This window comes from Halobellus sp. LT62 (genome assembly GCF_037031285.1).
Taxonomy (GTDB): Archaea; Halobacteriota; Halobacteria; order Halobacteriales; family Haloferacaceae; genus Haloquadratum; species Haloquadratum salinisoli.
Genome location: NZ_JAYEZO010000001.1, coordinates 807,554 through 824,255, shown reverse-complemented (window position 1 = coordinate 824,255; position 16,702 = coordinate 807,554). Strand labels below are relative to the sequence as shown.

Annotated in this window: 22 protein-coding genes, 1 tRNA gene and 2 pseudogenes; 5 read left to right on the top strand and 20 right to left on the bottom strand. The window is 67.9% G+C overall.

Features of this window, described 5'->3' with window-relative positions:
* Positions 1-19: 19 nt before the first annotated feature.
* From dph5 to U5919_RS04175, 6 genes are all read right to left on the bottom strand, one after another.
* On the bottom strand, positions 20-799 hold the full coding sequence (gene dph5 / locus U5919_RS04200) for a diphthine synthase (protein ID WP_336022356.1): 780 nt from the start codon (positions 797-799) through the stop codon (positions 20-22).
* A gap of 57 nt (positions 800-856) precedes the next feature.
* The gene (locus tag U5919_RS04195) at positions 857-1,087 is read right to left on the bottom strand and encodes a DUF8149 family protein (RefSeq protein WP_336022355.1); all 231 of its coding nucleotides are present in this window, start codon (positions 1,085-1,087) and stop codon (positions 857-859) included.
* A gap of 62 nt (positions 1,088-1,149) precedes the next feature.
* Positions 1,150-1,734, bottom strand: coding sequence for a DUF998 domain-containing protein (locus tag U5919_RS04190; protein ID WP_336022354.1), 585 nt, complete (start codon positions 1,732-1,734; stop codon positions 1,150-1,152).
* 36 nt (positions 1,735-1,770) lie between these two features.
* Entirely contained in the window at positions 1,771-2,631 is an 861-nt protein-coding gene (locus U5919_RS04185) for a cytochrome c oxidase subunit 3 (protein WP_336022352.1), read from the bottom strand.
* A 159-nt stretch (positions 2,632-2,790) separates the two neighbouring features.
* Positions 2,791-3,867, bottom strand: a complete 1,077-nt coding sequence (locus tag U5919_RS04180; protein WP_336022350.1) for a phytoene/squalene synthase family protein — start codon at positions 3,865-3,867, stop codon at positions 2,791-2,793.
* A 397-nt stretch (positions 3,868-4,264) separates the two neighbouring features.
* Complete coding sequence (locus U5919_RS04175; protein WP_336022348.1) at positions 4,265-4,558, bottom strand: DNA-binding protein; 294 nt, start codon at positions 4,556-4,558, stop codon at positions 4,265-4,267.
* 144 nt (positions 4,559-4,702) lie between these two features.
* Here U5919_RS04175 and U5919_RS04170 point away from each other — a divergent pair, with 144 nt between their 5' ends.
* The gene (locus U5919_RS04170; RefSeq protein ID WP_336022346.1) at positions 4,703-4,978 is read left to right on the top strand and encodes a DUF7111 family protein; all 276 of its coding nucleotides are present in this window, start codon (positions 4,703-4,705) and stop codon (positions 4,976-4,978) included.
* A 75-nt stretch (positions 4,979-5,053) separates the two neighbouring features.
* Here U5919_RS04170 and U5919_RS04165 read toward each other — a convergent pair whose 3' ends face one another.
* Positions 5,054-5,755: a protein sorting system archaetidylserine synthase gene (locus tag U5919_RS04165; RefSeq protein WP_336022344.1), complete on the bottom strand. Its 702-nt coding sequence runs from the start codon at positions 5,753-5,755 to the stop codon at positions 5,054-5,056.
* A gap of 128 nt (positions 5,756-5,883) precedes the next feature.
* On the opposite strand from U5919_RS04165, the gene U5919_RS04160 reads away from it, so the two are divergent.
* Positions 5,884-6,333: a cupredoxin domain-containing protein gene (locus tag U5919_RS04160; RefSeq protein WP_336022342.1), complete on the top strand. Its 450-nt coding sequence runs from the start codon at positions 5,884-5,886 to the stop codon at positions 6,331-6,333.
* A 179-nt stretch (positions 6,334-6,512) separates the two neighbouring features.
* Here U5919_RS04160 and U5919_RS04155 read toward each other — a convergent pair whose 3' ends face one another.
* The 4 genes from U5919_RS04155 to U5919_RS04140 are packed head-to-tail and all read right to left on the bottom strand — an operon-like array spanning position 6,513 to position 9,159.
* A complete protein-coding gene (locus U5919_RS04155) occupies positions 6,513-7,157 on the bottom strand; it encodes a 30S ribosomal protein S3ae (protein ID WP_144901332.1) in 645 nt (214 codons plus the stop codon).
* Positions 7,154-7,429 (bottom strand): KEOPS complex subunit Pcc1, encoded by a 276-nt coding sequence (locus U5919_RS04150; RefSeq protein ID WP_336022341.1) that lies wholly within the window; start codon positions 7,427-7,429, stop codon positions 7,154-7,156. The genes U5919_RS04155 and U5919_RS04150 overlap by 4 nt, the downstream gene beginning before the upstream one ends.
* A complete protein-coding gene (locus U5919_RS04145) occupies positions 7,426-8,676 on the bottom strand; it encodes a hypothetical protein (protein ID WP_336022339.1) in 1,251 nt (416 codons plus the stop codon). Before U5919_RS04145 ends, U5919_RS04150 begins: the two co-directional genes overlap by 4 nt.
* Positions 8,677-8,691: 15 nt before the next feature.
* Positions 8,692-9,159 carry a 30S ribosomal protein S15 gene (locus tag U5919_RS04140; protein ID WP_336022338.1) on the bottom strand — a complete coding sequence of 156 codons (468 nt, stop codon included), beginning with the start codon at positions 9,157-9,159 and terminating at the stop codon, positions 8,692-8,694.
* A gap of 238 nt (positions 9,160-9,397) precedes the next feature.
* Between U5919_RS04140 and U5919_RS04135 the strand changes: the two genes are divergently transcribed.
* A tRNA-Ala gene (locus tag U5919_RS04135) sits at positions 9,398-9,469 on the top strand.
* A 27-nt stretch (positions 9,470-9,496) separates the two neighbouring features.
* Here the strand turns inward: U5919_RS04135 and U5919_RS04130 are convergent.
* From U5919_RS04130 to U5919_RS15865, 4 genes and pseudogenes are all read right to left on the bottom strand, one after another.
* Positions 9,497-9,724, bottom strand: coding sequence for a hypothetical protein (locus U5919_RS04130; RefSeq protein WP_336022336.1), 228 nt, complete (start codon positions 9,722-9,724; stop codon positions 9,497-9,499).
* A 132-nt stretch (positions 9,725-9,856) separates the two neighbouring features.
* Entirely contained in the window at positions 9,857-10,216 is a 360-nt protein-coding gene (locus tag U5919_RS04125; protein WP_336022334.1) for a HalOD1 output domain-containing protein, read from the bottom strand.
* Positions 10,200-10,691: a DUF7344 domain-containing protein gene (locus tag U5919_RS04120; protein WP_336022332.1), complete on the bottom strand. Its 492-nt coding sequence runs from the start codon at positions 10,689-10,691 to the stop codon at positions 10,200-10,202. The genes U5919_RS04125 and U5919_RS04120 overlap by 17 nt, the downstream gene beginning before the upstream one ends.
* Positions 10,692-10,858: 167 nt before the next feature.
* A pseudogene (locus U5919_RS15865) lies at positions 10,859-10,996 on the bottom strand (restriction endonuclease); the annotation flags it as partial.
* A gap of 69 nt (positions 10,997-11,065) precedes the next feature.
* On the opposite strand from U5919_RS15865, the gene U5919_RS04115 reads away from it, so the two are divergent.
* Both U5919_RS04115 and U5919_RS04110 read left to right on the top strand, forming a co-directional pair.
* Entirely contained in the window at positions 11,066-11,722 is a 657-nt protein-coding gene (locus U5919_RS04115; RefSeq protein WP_336022331.1) for a hypothetical protein, read from the top strand.
* Complete coding sequence (locus tag U5919_RS04110; RefSeq protein WP_336022329.1) at positions 11,719-12,999, top strand: hypothetical protein; 1,281 nt, start codon at positions 11,719-11,721, stop codon at positions 12,997-12,999. Before U5919_RS04115 ends, U5919_RS04110 begins: the two co-directional genes overlap by 4 nt.
* Positions 13,000-13,011: 12 nt before the next feature.
* Here the strand turns inward: U5919_RS04110 and U5919_RS04105 are convergent, their stop codons facing one another.
* From U5919_RS04105 to U5919_RS04085, 5 genes and pseudogenes are all read right to left on the bottom strand, one after another.
* Positions 13,012-13,164 carry a hypothetical protein gene (locus U5919_RS04105; protein ID WP_336022328.1) on the bottom strand — a complete coding sequence of 51 codons (153 nt, stop codon included), beginning with the start codon at positions 13,162-13,164 and terminating at the stop codon, positions 13,012-13,014.
* Positions 13,165-13,233: 69 nt separating this feature from the next.
* Entirely contained in the window at positions 13,234-13,425 is a 192-nt protein-coding gene (locus tag U5919_RS04100) for a hypothetical protein (protein ID WP_336022327.1), read from the bottom strand.
* Positions 13,426-13,516: 91 nt separating this feature from the next.
* Positions 13,517-13,717 (bottom strand): annotated as a pseudogene (locus U5919_RS04095) (VOC family protein); the annotation flags it as partial.
* Positions 13,718-13,860: 143 nt separating this feature from the next.
* Positions 13,861-15,225, bottom strand: coding sequence for a glycosyltransferase family 87 protein (locus tag U5919_RS04090; protein WP_336022326.1), 1,365 nt, complete (start codon positions 15,223-15,225; stop codon positions 13,861-13,863).
* Positions 15,226-15,318: 93 nt separating this feature from the next.
* Positions 15,319-16,452, bottom strand: a complete 1,134-nt coding sequence (locus U5919_RS04085) for a cobalamin-independent methionine synthase II family protein (RefSeq protein WP_336022325.1) — start codon at positions 16,450-16,452, stop codon at positions 15,319-15,321.
* Between the last annotated feature and the right edge of the window lie 250 nt (positions 16,453-16,702).

Here is a 16,702-nt window from a genome sequence, read left to right as displayed (position 1 = left end):
AAGTCGGTCGCGGTTCGAGTTAGACTTCGTTCTCTGCGAGCACGTCCTCGGGCGCGCCCCCGAGCGTCGCGAGCGCGTCGCGTTCGACGTGGTGGAGGTCGCCGGGGATAACCAGCAGGTGCAGCGGGTCGCCGAAGTCCCGTTCGGCCAGCGCGGAGAGGCGGTCGGCGGCGACGAGCGGATCCGGGCTCCCGGCGCGCGCGACGGCGACAGCGAGGACGTCTTCCCAGCCCGCCGCGAGCATCTCGCTTGCGACGTCGGCGGTCATATACTCGTCGCGGTCGGCCTTGATGTCGAGATAGACGGCGGTGTGGAGGCCGCGCTCGCGGTTTGCCTCGATCGAGTCGACGACGCTCGCCGGGACACCGTCGGCCCCGTGGGCGTACGGGAACGGGAGCGTGACCGCCTTTCCGAAGCGGTAGTTCTGGAGCCCCGTCAGACCGCTAGCGGCCGTCTGGGCGGTGACGCCGTGAACGACTCGGGTGTCGATGCCGCGCTCGATGGCGCGCAAGCGGAGGTCGACGTGAGTCGTCGAGATCATCGTATCGCCCGCGGTGAGGAAGGCGACGTGTGCCTCTTCGGCGGCGTCGAGGATGTCCTCGGGATGCTGTTCGACGCCCGCGCGGTCGCGGACCTCGATGTCGATGTCGTGGGCCGCGGAGAGTTCGTCGACGGTCGCACCGACGAGGTGGCTGGTGTACACTTCCGCGAACGCGCGGTCGGCGTCGGCGAGCGCCTCCCGCCCCTCGACGGTGATCGAGCGCTCGTCGTAGAGGCCGAGGCCGATGAAGGTGAGCATAGCCGTGGTGGGTCGCGGACGCGTATAAGCGGCGTGAAAGCGGGTCAGGAGGGTCGGTTACTGCTCTGGCGGTTCGTCGTCGAACAGACCGAGATCGTCGGCGACGGCGTCGGCCAGCGCGTCGGCGAGTATCGGATCCACCTGCGCGATCTCCTCGCCGTCGTGCCGGTGGTCGTTGTGCTGGTCGATCGAATCGCGAAGTTCGGACAGCGGGACTCGCGAGGTCGTCTCGCAGACCTCACAGACGATCGGAACCGTGGGTTCGTCGTCCGTCTCTTCCTCGGGCATACGCGACACTCACGCGACAGGTGTGAAAACTGATCCGGTTTCCGCGGCGTCGGTACGAGCGGTCACCGACGACTGCGACGACGCCACCACTGCCGCGAGGGCGGCGCGAGCACGAGCAACCACGCGCCGAACATCACGACGCCGCCGAGTTCGGGCAGTGCGAGCCCGGAGCCTGGTCGGATCCCCGCCGACCAGAGAATCCACCCCGCGAGGTGAACCACCGCGAGCGCGAGGCCAGCGCGTCCGGTCGTCGACGTTCGTCGTCGCCAGCCGTCGAGCGTCACCGTCGCCGTCGCGAGCAGGAAGAAGGCCATCGCGACGGGGATGTGCGGATCGGTTCCGGCGGGGAAGACGCCGACGAGCGCCATCGCGAGAAGCGACAGCACGTAACCGACCGCGAGCGTTCGCGAGTACGGGCGAAGCGCGAGCGCGTAGGCGAGGCCGATCACGGCACCGGCCACGAGGCCGCCGTTGAACAGCAGCGCGACGAAAGGCTCGGCCGCGACGCCGAGGTTCGAGAGGGCGCTCTCGGTCCACGAGAAGGTCGGCGAGAGAAGCGTCGCCGCCAGAATAGCCGAACTCGTGAAAATCGCTCCGACCGGTCCGGCGAGACGCGCGGCGGGCGAGGTTATGTCTCCGGCTGTCATCGAATCACTGCGAGAAACGGAATCGGTTCGCCTCGGTTACGCACCGACTTCCGCGCCGACGTACAGCACGACGACGAGGAACACCCAGACGACGTCGACGAAGTGCCAGTACATCGAGGCGGTGCTGACCGAGACGTGCCGTTCGGCGGAGTACTGCCCCAAGAGCGCCCGGACGAAGACGATGCCGAGAAGCACCGCGCCGAGGCTGACGTGCAGTCCGTGCAGGCCCGTGAGGCCGAAGAACGCCGAGGCGAAGAAGCCCGAAGTGAGCGTAAAGTCGTAGTGGACGATGAACTCGTAGTACTCGTAGACCTGCCCGCCGATGAAGATGACGCCCAAGAGCAGCGTCACGGCGAGGCCGCCGAGGAACTTCCCGCGGTCGTCGTTGCGGATGCCGACGTGCGCGTAGTGCAGCGTGATCGACGAGATGATCAGGATGAGCGTGTTGCCGATGACGAGCGACGTCGTCAGGTCCGGCACGCCGGTCAACATCGATCCCCATTCGCCAGCGCGGATGTAGAAGTAGTAGCCGAACAGCGCGCCGAACGTCGCGAGTTCGGAGCCGAGGAACGCGAGCATCCCCCAGCGGAGCTTGTTCGCGCTCTTGGCGTCGGCGTCGCGCTCCCAGAACTTGATCACGAAGGCGTGATACACCCAGCCGTACAGCCCGACGAGGAACAGTCCGACCGTCGCGACCAGCGCTGCCGGTCCGGCGACGGAGCTAACGATCGCGCTGTCGCCGCGGCCGAGAATGTACAGCGCGGCGGCGATGTAGATGCCCGCAGCGCCGGCGGCGGTGACGAACGGCCACCAACTCGCCTCACCGAACCCACGGGGCCAGTCCTCCACGGCGGGGAGGTGGTGTCCGTGGTCGTCGTGTGCTTCTTCGGTACCCATAGACGTGGGTTTCGATCCGACGACTAAAAAGCCTCCCAAACGGCGCGGCCGACGCGCGCGGTCGGCGATCGAGAGATCGCCCGACCGGCGACCGGCGACGGCACCGACCGCGCCCGTAGACGGTGGCGTCAGTCGGCGACCCACTGTCGAAAGACGGCGTCAGTCGGCGTTCGACAGCGACGCGTGATACGGCCCCGTCGCGATGGCGCGCCGCAGTTCGTCGAGAGACTCGCGGTTGCCGCTGGCGCTCATCTCGGAGACGACCGCGAACACCTCTTGGCGGGAGATCTTCACGCCGGTCGAAGAAAGGGCGTCCTCCGGCCGCGAAAGCAGTTCCCGGAGCGTCCCGACCGCGAGCAGGAACGGAATCGCCCACGCTTCGAGCGTGTTGCCGTCCCGAAGCGGTACCGTCTCCAAGTACGTCTGGGCGTCGTCGAGGAACGACCCGGCGAATTCGGCGGTGCGGCGGACGACCGAAGCGGCCTCGTCTTCGTGCTCCTCGTCGATGACCGCGTCCTGCGGGACGCCCGCGTCCCGCAGCCACTCGGCTGGGAGATAGACGTTGTCCTCGGCGGTGTAGTCGTCGTAGACGTCCTTCGAGATGTTGACGAGCTGAAGGAGCAGTCCGAACTCCTCGGCGGTGTCGTACAGCCGACGGCGGCGGTCGGCGGCGACATCGTGTCGCGTCACGAGGTTCGTGATGAGATTACCGACCGTTCCGGCGGCGTAGTAGCAGTACTCTTCTAACTCTCCTCGAGTCTGGATCCGGAGGCCGCCGTCGTCCTCGTAGCGCTCGACGAACTCGGCCATCCCCTGCACGAGCTCTCTGGCCGGCGGAACGATGGCTTGCTGGACGTCCTCGGGGAGACTCCCGAACGTTCGGAGCACTCTGGGGGAGTCGCGAACGACCGCCCAGTCTTCGGTCATCGCCTCCTCGTCGGGGAGGTACGGTTCGACCGAGGAAACGAACTCCGCGGCGTCCGTCTCGTCGTCGGGTGCGAGGACGGTGTCGTAGGTTCGGAGGAGGTCGGCCTGTTCTTCGGGAGGGATGTGCGAGGCGTCTTCGACGGTGTCCGCGATCCGGCAGACGAGGTATCCGAGACAGATGTACGAGGACATCGGTTCGTCGAGCACGTCCACCGTGAGCGCGAAGGTGCGAGAGACCCCTTGCACCGACTTGTGACACCACTCCAGGTCGGCTTTATCGACTCGGGGGCGTTCATCCTGCTGAGACATTCGGAGTGTCAGGGCTTACGGAGGGCGGGATTAAAAGCTTCGTGGGGTGACGATGGAGTACACACTGTCACGCCTCCGTGCGTGAATTTATAACCGAAGACGCGGCCAGCGCCCCCGTGACGTAACGAGAACCCCGCGTCGGGTTGCAGTTGCTCGGCACGTCGACGCGGGTGAGCGAGTGATGTCGTCTGCCGCTCAGCGCGGCGCAGTGGCGTCTCACTCCCGCGTGTGCCGACTGTTCGCCCCCTTGCTCGAAACGGTTGTCTCCCGTCAGCAACGTCTCTCGTCGCTCTCGACACTCTCGCCCATCATCGTCGGCAACGCCTCGCACCCGCCGTCGGCAACGCCTCGCATCAATCGGTGACCTCGTGACCATCGATCGTCGGGTGCCGTCCCCTCAGTCGTCCCGCTCGCGCCCGTCCAACCGCTCGGTGAGCCACGCGTAGTGCGATTCGACGCCGTCGACGCCGACCTCGGTAAGTCGGTAGACGTCGTGAATCCCCTCCGTTTCACACGCAATGAGCCCGCGGTCGACGAGCGCATCGAGACTCCCGTAGAACGACTGCGGATCGATCCGCACCCCGTAGTGTCGTTCGAGCGCCGTCTTGAGCTTCTGCCCGCGGAGCGACCCCGCCTCGTAGAGCAGCGCGCACAGGTCCCGTCGCCGACCGCTCTGGAGCCACTGCGACATCGGTCGAAGATTGGACTGCGCTGTGACATCGTTTTCGCTTCGTCGCTCGCGCGATCGCTCGTTCCGCCGACCGCAACGTGGAATATCCCACCAACCGCAGCGCGGAATCGGTAGCTTCGACTTCCCTGATCTCGAAATCGGCGTATGACCGACCACGAGGCGACCGCGAACGGGATCACCGCGCGGTACCGCGAGACCGACGCCGAGCGACTGCTCACGTTCGAGACCGACGGCAAGACGGCAGCGATCGCGCAGAACGTCGACGGCTACGCGATGCTGAAGGTCCGTCCGAGCGCCGACGGCGACGAACTCGAACGCTACTACGGATTCGATATGGCCCTCGACCACGCCGCGGAGTTGCTCGGCGTCTCCCCGCACGACCTGCCGATTCCGGACGTCGCCGCCGATATGGGGATGTAGTCCCGGGCGGACTACAGTATAGTAGCGTCGCCGCCGGCCCGCGACAGCGTTCCAACCCGCCTGTGAGGACGTCGCTCAATCGCGCCGCCAGTAGAACCGCGGTCCGAGAACGAGGTACGCGAGCGATAGGAACAGCAGCCCGAAGGCGAAGCCCTCGCCGATCGACCCGACGAGTCGCTCGCCCACCCGGCCGCCGAGGAGGATCGCCGCCGCTTGGACGACGCCCATCACCAGCGCGTCTTGGGCGTGGAGATCGGGGTACGTGATCGGGGCGAGCATCAGTGCGGTGAGTAGATACACCAGCGGGACCAACACGATCGGACTCGTGAAGCCCGCCAGCACGGACGCGCCGATGATCGTCGCCGCGAGCGTCGTCTGGACGCCCTCGGTCTCGGCGGCGTCGCTGTCGTAGGCGGTATAGAGCCCGAGCCGGGTCACCGCGGCGGCGACGAAGAGCGCCCCGCCCGCGATCGCGGTGGCCCCCGACGCTCCGGTGAGCCCCCACGTCTCGGCGGCGGCCATCGCCACCAAGAGCGCGGGTGCGACGCCGAAGGAGGCCACGTCGGCGAGGGAGTCGAGGTACGGCCCGACGTCGGTCCCGCCGCGCCTGCGCGCTACGACGCCGTCGAGCGCGTCCGCGATGGCGGCCAAGAGGAGAATTCGCGCGGCGAGTTCGATATCGACGGTGGCGACGACGGCGGCGACGAATCCGAGGGCGGCGTTCGAGACGGTCACCGCATCCGCGAGGCCGACGCGACCGACGAACCGCGGCTTCATATCACGCCGCACTCGGAGGACGGGTTTACCTCTTTACATCCGGGTCGGTGATGGGCGGGTCAATCTACACTCAGCGCGGCGGTCGGTAGACCGGGTCACATTTAGCCCTCGCCCTTCGAACGCCGAGTATGACAGGGCAGCGAGTCTCGGGGAACGGACGAGTCTCACGCCGCCGGTTTCTCGGTGGATTCGGCGCGGCGGCGACGACGGGACTCGCGGGTTGTTCGGATTCGAGCGCCGAGAGCGACGACTACGATATCGGGATGACCGCCTCCGCGTTCACGCCGTCGGAGTTCACGGTCGAAGTCGGCGAGACGGTCGTCTGGCAGAACACGAGTTCGCGCGGACACACCGTCACGGCCTACGACTCCGGGATTCCGGACGATGCCGAGTTCTTCGCCACGGGCGGCTACAACTCGACCGAAGAGGCCAGAGAGGCCTTCCGATCGGAGTTCGGCGGCTCGATCGACAGCGGCGCGACGTGGTCGCACACGTTCGAGGTTCCGGGCGAGTACGAGTACTTCTGCATCCCGCACGAACAGGGCGGAATGATCGGGACGATCGTCGTCGAGGAGTAGGCGGACACCATCGCCGTCGAGGAGTAGGCGGACACCATCGCCGTCGAGGGAGAGGCGAGCATTGTCGTCGAGAATGGGAGCTGCGGCTGATTTCCGAACGGCGGATACGTCGACGAGCCGCGGCTCGTCGGTCACAGGACTGAAAAATCGGGGCGTCTGCAGGTCGTTCGCGAACCGAATCAGGCGTCGTCGACCGCGACGTCTTCCTCGTCGACGTCGACGGCGGCTTCTTCCTCGGCGGCGACCTCCTCGGGTCGCGCTTCGAGGGTGAGCTTCTGGACCTCGACGCGGCGGAGCGGGTAGATCGTCTTCGCTTCGCCGTAGATCGCCGAGGAGAGCCGTCCCTCGATGACGCTGTCGACGAGCTCGTCGAAGGTCCGCTCGGCGGCGGCCTCCTCGACGAGGTCGATCATCACGCGTCGGATCGCCTTTTCCTGACTGCGGTCGGCCTTCTTAGTCGTGAACGCGACGGGCTGGAGCTGGACGCGGTAATCGTCAGTCGTCAGCACCGTGATCGCGACGTCGACTTTCGAGGCCCCGCGGCGGACGAGGCTGCGCACGTAGTCGCGCGCGAGCTCGTGCTTGACGAACTCGGTGTAGGCCGCGTCGCTGGTGACCTCGTTCACCTTGAAGGTGAGCTTCGTGTTGTTCTCGCCCTGGTCGCCGGTGATGTCGCCGAGGGTGACCTCGACGGTACGGCCGTCGACCTTCTCGGGCTCGTCCGCGAAGGTCGAGCCGAGTTCGGTTCGGTCGAACTGTTCCGGTGCGATGAGCGTGTACCATCGCTTTCCGCGCTTCTGCTTCGAAACTGATCGTTCACTCATAGTTTGTGTGTCGTGTCGACGATGGCGTCGGCCACCGTCAGGTTGACCACGGTGTCGTCCACCGTGGACTGGAGCCCGCCGGTCGTCTCGCGTTCGATGCGCGTGAGGAGCGTGTCGCCCTCGACGCGCATCCGCATCGAGTCGGTGTTGTCCGGACGGAGCGCCGCCGCCACCGTCTCGGCGTCGGCGTGAGTCGTCCGCAGGCGGGCGGTCCGCGACCCGCACTCGCGGGTCGCGTCCGCAGTCGTCTGTGTGTCTGTGCCGTCGGTCATCGAACCGCCTCCCTGATCGCAGCGATGACGTCTGCCTCCTCCGCAGCGGGATCGAAGCGCGCGATCGCACGCGTCCCGTTGCCCGTCCAGTCTGCGGCGTCGCTTCCGAATTCGGACGCGAGCGCGCTGGCGGCCGCGGCCGCGCCCGAGTCGATCGCCGAGACCGCCGCGACGCCGTCGCCGAGGGCGACGACGAGCGGCTCCGGCGAGCGGAAATCGCGAGCGAGCCGAGCGACCGTCTGCAGGCGGGCGGCGACCGCGCTGTCGGACGCACTCTCGGATTCGGCCCGGACGTCGCTCCGAACGGCGAAGACACCGTCGTAGCGGGCGATGTGCGCGTCGTGGAGCGCCCGGTGGACCGCCGTCCCGTGCGTGCGCCACGCGTCGACGGCGGCGTCGCGGCCGCGGTGTCCGATCGCGAGCGCGACGCCGACGCCGGGGCGCTCCCCCGCAACGGCGTTCAGCACGTCGGCGAAGCCGCCGAGCGTCGCCGTCGGGGCCTCGGGTGTCGCGTACGGGCGCAGCACCCGTTCGACCGCGGTCGCGGCGCGCGGCGTGGCGGCGTCGTCGCCGGCGACAGCGAGCGCGACGAGCGAGGCGATCGATCGCCGCGTCTCCTCGTCGTGAGCGCTCTCGTCGTCGACGCCGTCAAACACCGCCGCTAGTTCGGCCGCAACGGCGTCTCCGTCGCCGGAGAACGGCGCGTGCACGAGCGTCGAGTGCGTTAGCCCGTCGACGACGTCGTCGACGGGAACTGCGACGCCGGAGCGTCGAACGAGCGCGCCCGAGTCGACTGCCGACTCGACGAGCGCGCCGGCAGTCGACGCCGGGTGGTCGCCCGCGGCGACGACGCCTGCGAGCGCGAGCGTCGGGTCGACGTCGAGACCGGGGCTCGGATCACCGATATCGTTCGGGACGTCGCGACCGAGCGTCCGCGCGATTTCGTACGCGCGGAGACTCGCGGGCTCGCCGTCGGGTGCGATTGTCACGTCCGCGTTCGGGAGCGTCGATCCGACCGCCGCCAAGACGCCGTCGTCGGCAGCGGGCGCGTCGGCCCCGAGCGAGGCGACGCGCACGTGAAACGGCACGTCGACGCTCCGGAGCCCCCGTGCGAGCAGCCCCGCGGCCGAAAGCGAATCGCCGTCGGCCGCTGAGACGACGCGGACGAACGAGGCCCTCGCGAGCGCGTCCGCTGCGCTCTCGGTGGGGGCGTTCGCGTCCGCGGCGGTGTCGGATCGGGATGCCATCTGTGCGTGTGGGAGTTACGCTTCGAGGAGTTTGACCGCGACGTCGAAGGTGTACGTGAAGTCCTCGTCGAGCTCGTCGCCCCGGTAGTAGTCCGCGAGGCGACGGATCTTCGACTCGGTGTTCTGCAGGGCGCGCTTGTTCTGCATGTCCTGCCCGTTCTCGTTGACGTGGCGGCGGAGGCGCACGGCGCGCTCCATCAGGTTCCGGAGGTCTTCGGGGATCTCCGGGGCCGCGTCGTTCTCGTCGAGGATCGCGGTGACCTTCTTGCCGGTCGCGAGCTTGACGTCGGGGACGGGAACTCCCTTGACGCCCTCGTCGCGCAGCTTCAGGCCGATCTGGCTCGGGTCGTAGCCCTGCTCTGCGAGCTCGACGACGCGCGCTTCGATATCGTCTGCTTCGACGTCACTCCACTCCGGGGGTTCGTCTGCCACCGGCTTGTCCGAACCGGACGAGCCGCGGCGGCGGGTGTGCATTCGTGCCATTGGTATCAGATTGGAACGGCACAGACCGCAGAATACGCGATGTGATGCAGCCGAGCGTGTCGGCGACATCGCACTTCCGCAATCCCAAGCCGCGCGAGCGCGGCGAGTCAGATTTGCGGCCGTGCTGTTCCCGTCTGTACCCATCCGCGTGGTCGACAAAAGGATTCCGACCTGCAGGCGACATTCGGCAAGTCGAAGCCCTTAAGACCGAAAGCGGAATACTGCAGATTGCGAACGAGGGCTCGTAGATCAGGGGTAGATCACTCCCTTGGCATGGGAGAGGCCGCGGGTTCAAATCCCGCCGAGTCCACTCGCTTTCTTCGGTCACTTCGCTCCCTCAGTCGCTCGTGTCCTCGGCGTAGTCCCCCTCGCTCGTTGCACTCGCTCGCGGGACTCCCACCGAGTGCATAAACGAGCGGAGCTTTACGAAGCGAGTGAATAGCGAGTCGAGGCCGAACGCCGTGAGGCCGTGGGTTTGAAGCCCTACCAGCGCAGCGCCGAGCGGAGCGAGCGACCGTCTGGTTCCGGGTTCAAATCCGTCGAGTCCATATCGCATCTCCTTCATCAACAGTCCACAGACGGCGTAACGGCTGCGACCGTTGTGGCGTCCAAGGCCGGACAGTTATTTCACCTCAGGAGGCTCCTTCGGATAGCGAGGATTTCTGAACTGGAAACGTCGACACATAGGGGAGATCGGTTACAGTCCCGCCTCGGTCGTCTCGTCGACTCGCACCCAGCCGTCGCTGCGGACGGTGACGCGGTACTCGTCGTATCGGAACTCGACACTGCCGGATCCCTCTTCGGAGCCGGTGGTCGTCCCGGGGTTGAAGAGGGTGCGCTCGATCGCCGCGACATCGATAGTCTCGTACAGCGTCGGCGACTCCACCGCCTTCGGTTCGACGTCCATCGCCTCCGCGATCGCGTAGACGATCGCGGTCGTGAGCTCGCCGTCTCGTTCGGAGTCGTAGTGTCGCTGGGTGATCTGCCGCCAGCGCATCGTCGGCGTGGCGTTCGTGTCGTCGGTGGATTCGGCTCCGCTGTCAGTGTGTTTCGTCATCGATTTCTTCCCGTTCAGTCGTCTCGCCGCGGTCCATCTCACGCCGGGCGTGCGTCTCTTGGGCGGCGTCGAGGCTCGCGCCCATTCCCTCGAGCGCCGCGAGGACCTGCCCGGCGTTCTCGGCGGCCGTGATCGTCCCGGTCGCCTCGTCGAACGCGATGATCCCCTCGTCGACCAACTTGGGGACGTGCGCGTGATACAGCGCGACGTACACCCGATCGCACTCGTGATCGTCGACCGCGCGCTCGGCGGTCTCGGCCTCCCACGCCGCGACCTTCGTCGCCAGCGCGGTCAGCGACCACTCGGTGTCCTCCAACAGCGTATAGCAGAGGTAGCGACGCCGCGGGTGCGCGAGCGCCTCGTACACGTGATCCAATCCGAAAACCCGCTCCGGCGGGGGTCCTCTCCCCCGTGCGTAGTCCGTCGGTTCGGCACCGACATCGACGTCTTCAGCACAATCTGACCCATCAGACATAGTGTACACTGGAACGCGCGGCAGGGTCTTAACTACAGTTATTAATTACTTGGAAATATCGAGCCATATTTGGTTACAGTCGCCGCTGACACCCCGGCGCAAGGTGCTGGCGTCTCCCGCTTCACTCCTCGCCCACCGCGTTCTCGACGATATCGATTTCCTCATCCCTGCACGTAGCGCGCGAGATCGTCGGCGACGTCGTCGGGATCGGGCAGCGTTATCGCCTTCAGTCGATCCACCAGCGAGTTCGTCTTCGTCGCGGTCTCGCGTAAGCCCGTGAAGCCGCCCGCCTCCTCGACGGCGACCCGACGCCGCGCCCATCACCGACAATCGCTCCACAAGACGTTTTTCACCCCTCCACGAAAGCCGAGAGGATGCCCGATCTGACCCGCCGCCGAGCCCTCCTCGCGGCCGCGTCGGGGGTCGCCGCACTGGCCGGCTGTTCCGGCGAAAGCGACCGCCCGACCATCGACCCTCCCAGAGACGACGAAACGCTCGACGACTACGAGGCGCGACACGTGCGCAACGAGAACGGAGACGTGCTGTTCAGCCGGCGCGAGGAGCTCCCGACGGTGACCGACGACGAGCGGAGCCGGTACGCCCGGTCCGCCCGCAGCGTCGTCGTCAGCGACGAGGACCTCGAAGCGCTCACCTTCAACGACGTCCCCGAGGCCGAACGCCTCCGCGGGTTCGCCGCCGAGACCGACTTCGAGTCGGCGTCGATCTACCTCTTCGCGATGCCCGTGGAGGCCTGCTACGAGCTCCGCCTCCGGTCGGCGAGCGTAGAGTGGGACGAGTTGGAGTCCGACGACCTCCACCCGCACGCGGACTTCTGTCGGACCACCCGCCCCGCCGACGTCGAGTGCGGGGCCGACGAGACCCACACAGCCGGGTTCGCGATCCGACTCCCCGTGGCGGCCGAGGAATCGTCCGGAAGCGGGAGCGGGATGTCGAGCTCCTGCGGGCCGACGCGGCGCGGCGACCCCTTCGATCCGACGGTGACGCCCGCCGAGGGAGGTGCCGGAGAGTGACCTCCCGTCGCCGGTTCCTCGCCGGGCTCGCGAGCGTCGGCGTCGCCGGACTGGCCGGCTGTTCGGGCCTGCCGTTCGTCGAGGGCGACGACGAGCGCGAGTACGTGGAGCTCCCGCGCGACGCCGCCGGATCGATCGAGTGGCCCGATTCGCCGTTCCCCGTCGCGGTCCCGCCGACGCTCGCGGATTCTCACCGCGAGCGCGCCGAGACGTTGCTCGCGAGTGTGCCGACCGACCCGTCGGTGCCCAACGGCGCGATCGCCGAGGAGCTCCGAACCGACCGCGAACGTACCGCCGAGCGACTCGACGAGGCGGCGGACGACCCGTGGCCGACCGACAGACTCGAAACGTGGCGGGGGCGGCGACACGAGGCCGCGACCGTCCTCGGCGCGTACCGCGCGGCGACCGGCGAGGACGACGCGGAAGAGGTCGAGACACAGCGCCGGAGCGTACGCGACGCGTTCGGGTCGCTCGCGGCCGACCACGAGTACCGCGCGTCGTCGCCGCTGGAGGCGGTGCTCGCGCACGAACCGATCGAGGCGCTGCTCGCGGACTGCCGCGGTCGAACGCGTCCGAACCCGGCGTACCCTGACGACCCGGTCGCCCATCCCTTCCGCGCCGGTGACGCCGTCGGACGCGTCGAACTCGCTCGCGCGACGCTCGCGGACGCCGCACGCGTACGGTCGGTCTATCTGACCGAGCGCGACGACCCGCCCTCGCGGTGGACGGCGCTGATCGACGCCTCGGACCGCCTCGGACTGGCGGTCTCCCGCGCCCGCTCGACCGTCCGCGACTTCCTCGACGTCTACGAGCCGCCGTTCGAGGCCGACCTCGACGGAACGCCGGCCACAGCGCTCTTTCGGCGGGCCAGCGGGCAGGTCAGCGCCTCGGCCGACGAGTACGAAGAGCGCCGGGACGACGGCGACTACGCGACCGCCGTGATCGAGGCCGGACAGGCGCTGGCCGCCGTCGAGGCGCTCCGGGCGGCGATCGAAGGGATCCGCGGCGACGGCTATCAGGACCCGGTGTCGGTCGAGTCTGTGCGGGAAACCGCCGACCGGGCCAGAGACGCGATCGACGCCATCGACGAGAGCGACGACGTGCGATTGGCGGCTCGACTCGCCCGCCCCGCGCTCGAGACGTTCGAGTACCTCCCCGAATACATCGAGGACGGCTACGTCGACGCGGCCCGCGCGCAGGGTGACCTCGCGTGGGCCGAACTCTACGCTCGCGCCGTCCCCCCGGCGACCGCGTTCGTGATCGAGCGAATGGAGTGACCCCCGATCGGATCAGTCTCGGTATCGCGTGATCGCGTAGCCGAGAAGCGGGATGAGAAGCAGCGCACCCACGACCGCCGCGACGGTCAGGTCGGCGTTCGCCCCCGACATCGCCGCGGCCGCGGTTTCGGTGTGCTCGTGTCCCTCGTGGAGCAGCACGGTCATACGCCGGGCTTCGGCGACGGCGTAGAAGTCGCTTGCGAAGGCGTCCGGCGCGTCGGGTCGATCTCGAACCTACGCCGAATCGACGGCGTCGTCGACGAACAGCGTGACCCGCTCGCCGGGCGTCAGATCGTCGACGAGCAGTCCGAACTCGTCGCGCCCCGCGAACGAGCGGACGCGGGGAGCGGGAGCCTCCTCGTCGGTTCGTTCACAGACGAGTTCGATCGTGCCGGTGTCGTCGGCGTGGAGTTCGAAGGTCCGCATAACGAGGAGTACGGCGGCTCCGGGCATATAGTCGCGTTTGCAACTGACCGCTCATCCGATCGCACGCTCTCGTGCGATCGAGGCGTCTCGCTCACTCGTCCATATAAATCGGCGCGGGCGCGTCGCCCGGTCCCGGCGGGTCGATGTCGTCGCGCTCAACGAGGTGAAGCTGCAGTTCGCCGGCCTTGAGCCACTGGGCCGGTTCCGCGAACGCCGGCGTCGGAATCCGCTCCATCCCGAAGACCGACTCGTAGAAGTCGGTCGACTCCTCAAGGTCCGCCGCGACGATACTGACGTGACTGAACCACGGTAGCGTGACCCACGAGGGATGCCGATAAAACGGTTGGTGTCGCCGCTGAGCGGTCGCGCGAGTTGGACACTATCACGAATCGACGCACGACGCCGACGTAGCGCCGAGTGACACTCACAACCCGTTCAGCGCCGGACGACACTCACAACCCGACTCACGATCCTCGCAGGATGCCACCCGTACGTCCACGCCGCGCACGCGAGCAGCATAATCGCGATCCCGTACAGTTGCACCGTCGCGAACGTGAAGACCGCTGTGGCGACGACCTCGACGACGTCCGGCACGCCGAGGGCGGCCACCTCGTCGACGATCGCGCCCGGGGGGCTGTTGGCGAACATCACCGCCCCGCCCGCGAGAAAGAGGAGTCGTCCGGGACCCTCCCAGACGTACCACAGCGGGATCATCGGGAAGAAGAGAAAGACCAGATACCACTGCAGCGCCGGAAAGACCGTGACGGTCACGACGAGCGTCGCGAAGATCGCGATCAGGCGCGCCTGCAGCGTCTCCACGCGGCGGTAGAAGACGGCGAGCACGCCGGCGCAGACAAAAAGCGTGAGCGGTAACAACGCCTCGGCGGGGGCGTCCGGGAAGAGTCCCCAGAGCACGTGCGACAGCGGCCGCTGAACCGTCACGTAGTAGGTGCTGTCGATCGGATACCCGCCGACGAAATCCGCCGTCTCCGAGCGGTTCGGGACGACCTCGGTGAAGAACGTGACCGTCGGCCCCCAGCCGTAGGCGAGGGCCCCGGCCGCGACCCCACCGAGACCGACTGCGGTCGCGCTCGCGATCGAGCGCCACGACCGAGTTCTGAGGAGCCACGCGCCCACGACCGCCGGAAAGAGCTTGAACAGCGCCGCGAGCCCGAACGCCGCGCCGCCCCACCCGGGCCGGTCGCCGTCGAGCGCGAGAAAGCCCGCGACGAAGGCGAGCGCGACGAGCAGGTTGATGTTCCCGTAATACATCGTCCCGAAGGTGAACGGCGAGAGGAGCACGACGCCGACGATCAGGGCCGCGTCGAGCCAGCCGAGACGGTGACTGACCCGATCGACGAAGCGGACGATGGCGGCGGCGACGGCCACCCCCGCGAGGGCGTTCAGCGCGACGATCGCCCAGTAGCCGTCCATCCACTCGAGGAACGTGAACGGGTAGTAGGCGCTGACCGTGATCGGCGGGTAGAGATAGACCGCCCACTCGCCCAACTCCGGCGGGGCGACCGCGTAGAACGACTGCCCCTCGCGGGCCAGTTTCGCCGCGTACCGGTACGTCCGGATGTTCGCACCGAGGTTGCTGCCGGGGCTCCAACCCAAGCCGAGGACGTCGGGGTTGAAGTTTCGCTCGTATGAGGCGGCACCCCAGAGGATCGCGAACAAGAGCACCGCGCGAACGGATGTGGAGGAGCGTCCGATGCGCGGCCGACGGAGGAAGTCGGACACAGAACCAAGGAGGGCGTCCGAAAGAAAGTCGGGGAGGGAGTCGGGACGGTGGACCATCGATCGGAGTGTCGAGAGGCGGGGACGAAGATGTTTCGCTCCGCGGAGCCCTCGTTCGTCGGTGGCGCGTCGACGTAAGGAGCCCCGTCGGTATCAGGACAACCGCTCGGCGGCGAGATCAGCGCCCGCTCGCAGCGCCGCCAGTTTCTTCCACGCGACGCTCGGATGCACCGCGTTCGCGCCCTCGACGACCGTCTCGAAGCCGCAGTCGGCACCGGCGACGATCCGGTCGGGGTCTCCCACCGCGTCGGCGAATCGCTCGATGCGGTCGGCGACGACCTCGGGGTGTTCGACGACGTTCGTCTTCACGTCGATGACGCCCGGGATCAGCCGCCAGTCATCGGGGAGGGGATGCTCCTCGAACGTCCGGTACTCGTGTTGGTGCCGCGGGTTCGCGCCCTCGACGACCAGCCCGCCGACGTCGGCCTCGTAGAACGCGTCGATCACCGCGTCGAGCGCGACGTCGTGGTGATGGGGTCCCTCGTAGTTGCCCCAACAGCCGTGCAGGCGGATCTGTTCGGAGGGGACCCCCGAAACGGCCTCGTTCAGGGCTTCGATATGCGTGCGCACCCGGTCGCGGAAGTCGTCGACGGAGTCGTCCTTGTACGTGAGCGTAAAGCCCGCCAGCAGGTCCGGCGCGTCGATCTGGAGGATCGCCCCCGTCTCGGCGATCAGTTCGTACTCCGTCGCGAGCGCCGCCGCGAGGTCGAAGAGGTACTCCTCGTCGGAGTCGTGGTACGCAGTCTCCGTAAAGCGGAGGACAGCCCCCGGCGAGGGTGCGGTGTGAAAGCGCGCGGGGAACTCGACGCCCTCGGCGGCGACCGCGTCGTCGAACCGGGCCAGATCGCGTTCGAGATCTTCCTCGCCGACGTACTCGATCGGCCCCCGTGCGACCGGGCCGCCGATGTTCTCGGTCGTGCCGAGCAGTTCCTCGCCGTAGTCGGGGACGTCGTCGAGGTCCGAGGGCCACTCGCGCTCGACGGTTCCCTCGCCGAAGCCCGCGAGGCGGTTGGTGACGTCGACCGAGTAGGCGATGCGGCTCTGTTCGCCGTCGTTGGCGACGTCGATGCCGACGTCAGCCTGCCGGCGCACGACTTCCCGGATCGACTCCTCGACCGCGGCCTCGAACGCCTCCCCGCGGGCGTCCGAGTCGGTCAAGAGCGAACGCAGTCGATCCGAACGGGGCAGGCTTCCGACGTGGGTGGTGCGGATCGCGGGCGGTGACATAGATCGTTTCTGTCGGGGCGGCCACAAAGAGATGTCGGGGGCGAGCCGCTGGCCAGCGAGGCGGCGTGGCGCTTGCGCGGAGCGGAGTGTCGCTTGCGCGGAGCGGAGTGTCGCTTGCGCGGAGCGGAGTGTCGCTTGCGCGGAGCGGAGTGTCGCTTGCGCGGAGCGGAGTGTCGCTTGCGCGGAGCGGAGTGTCGCTTGCGCGGGACGGAGTGACGCTCTCGGCGCAGAGTACCGTTTATATCGGGGG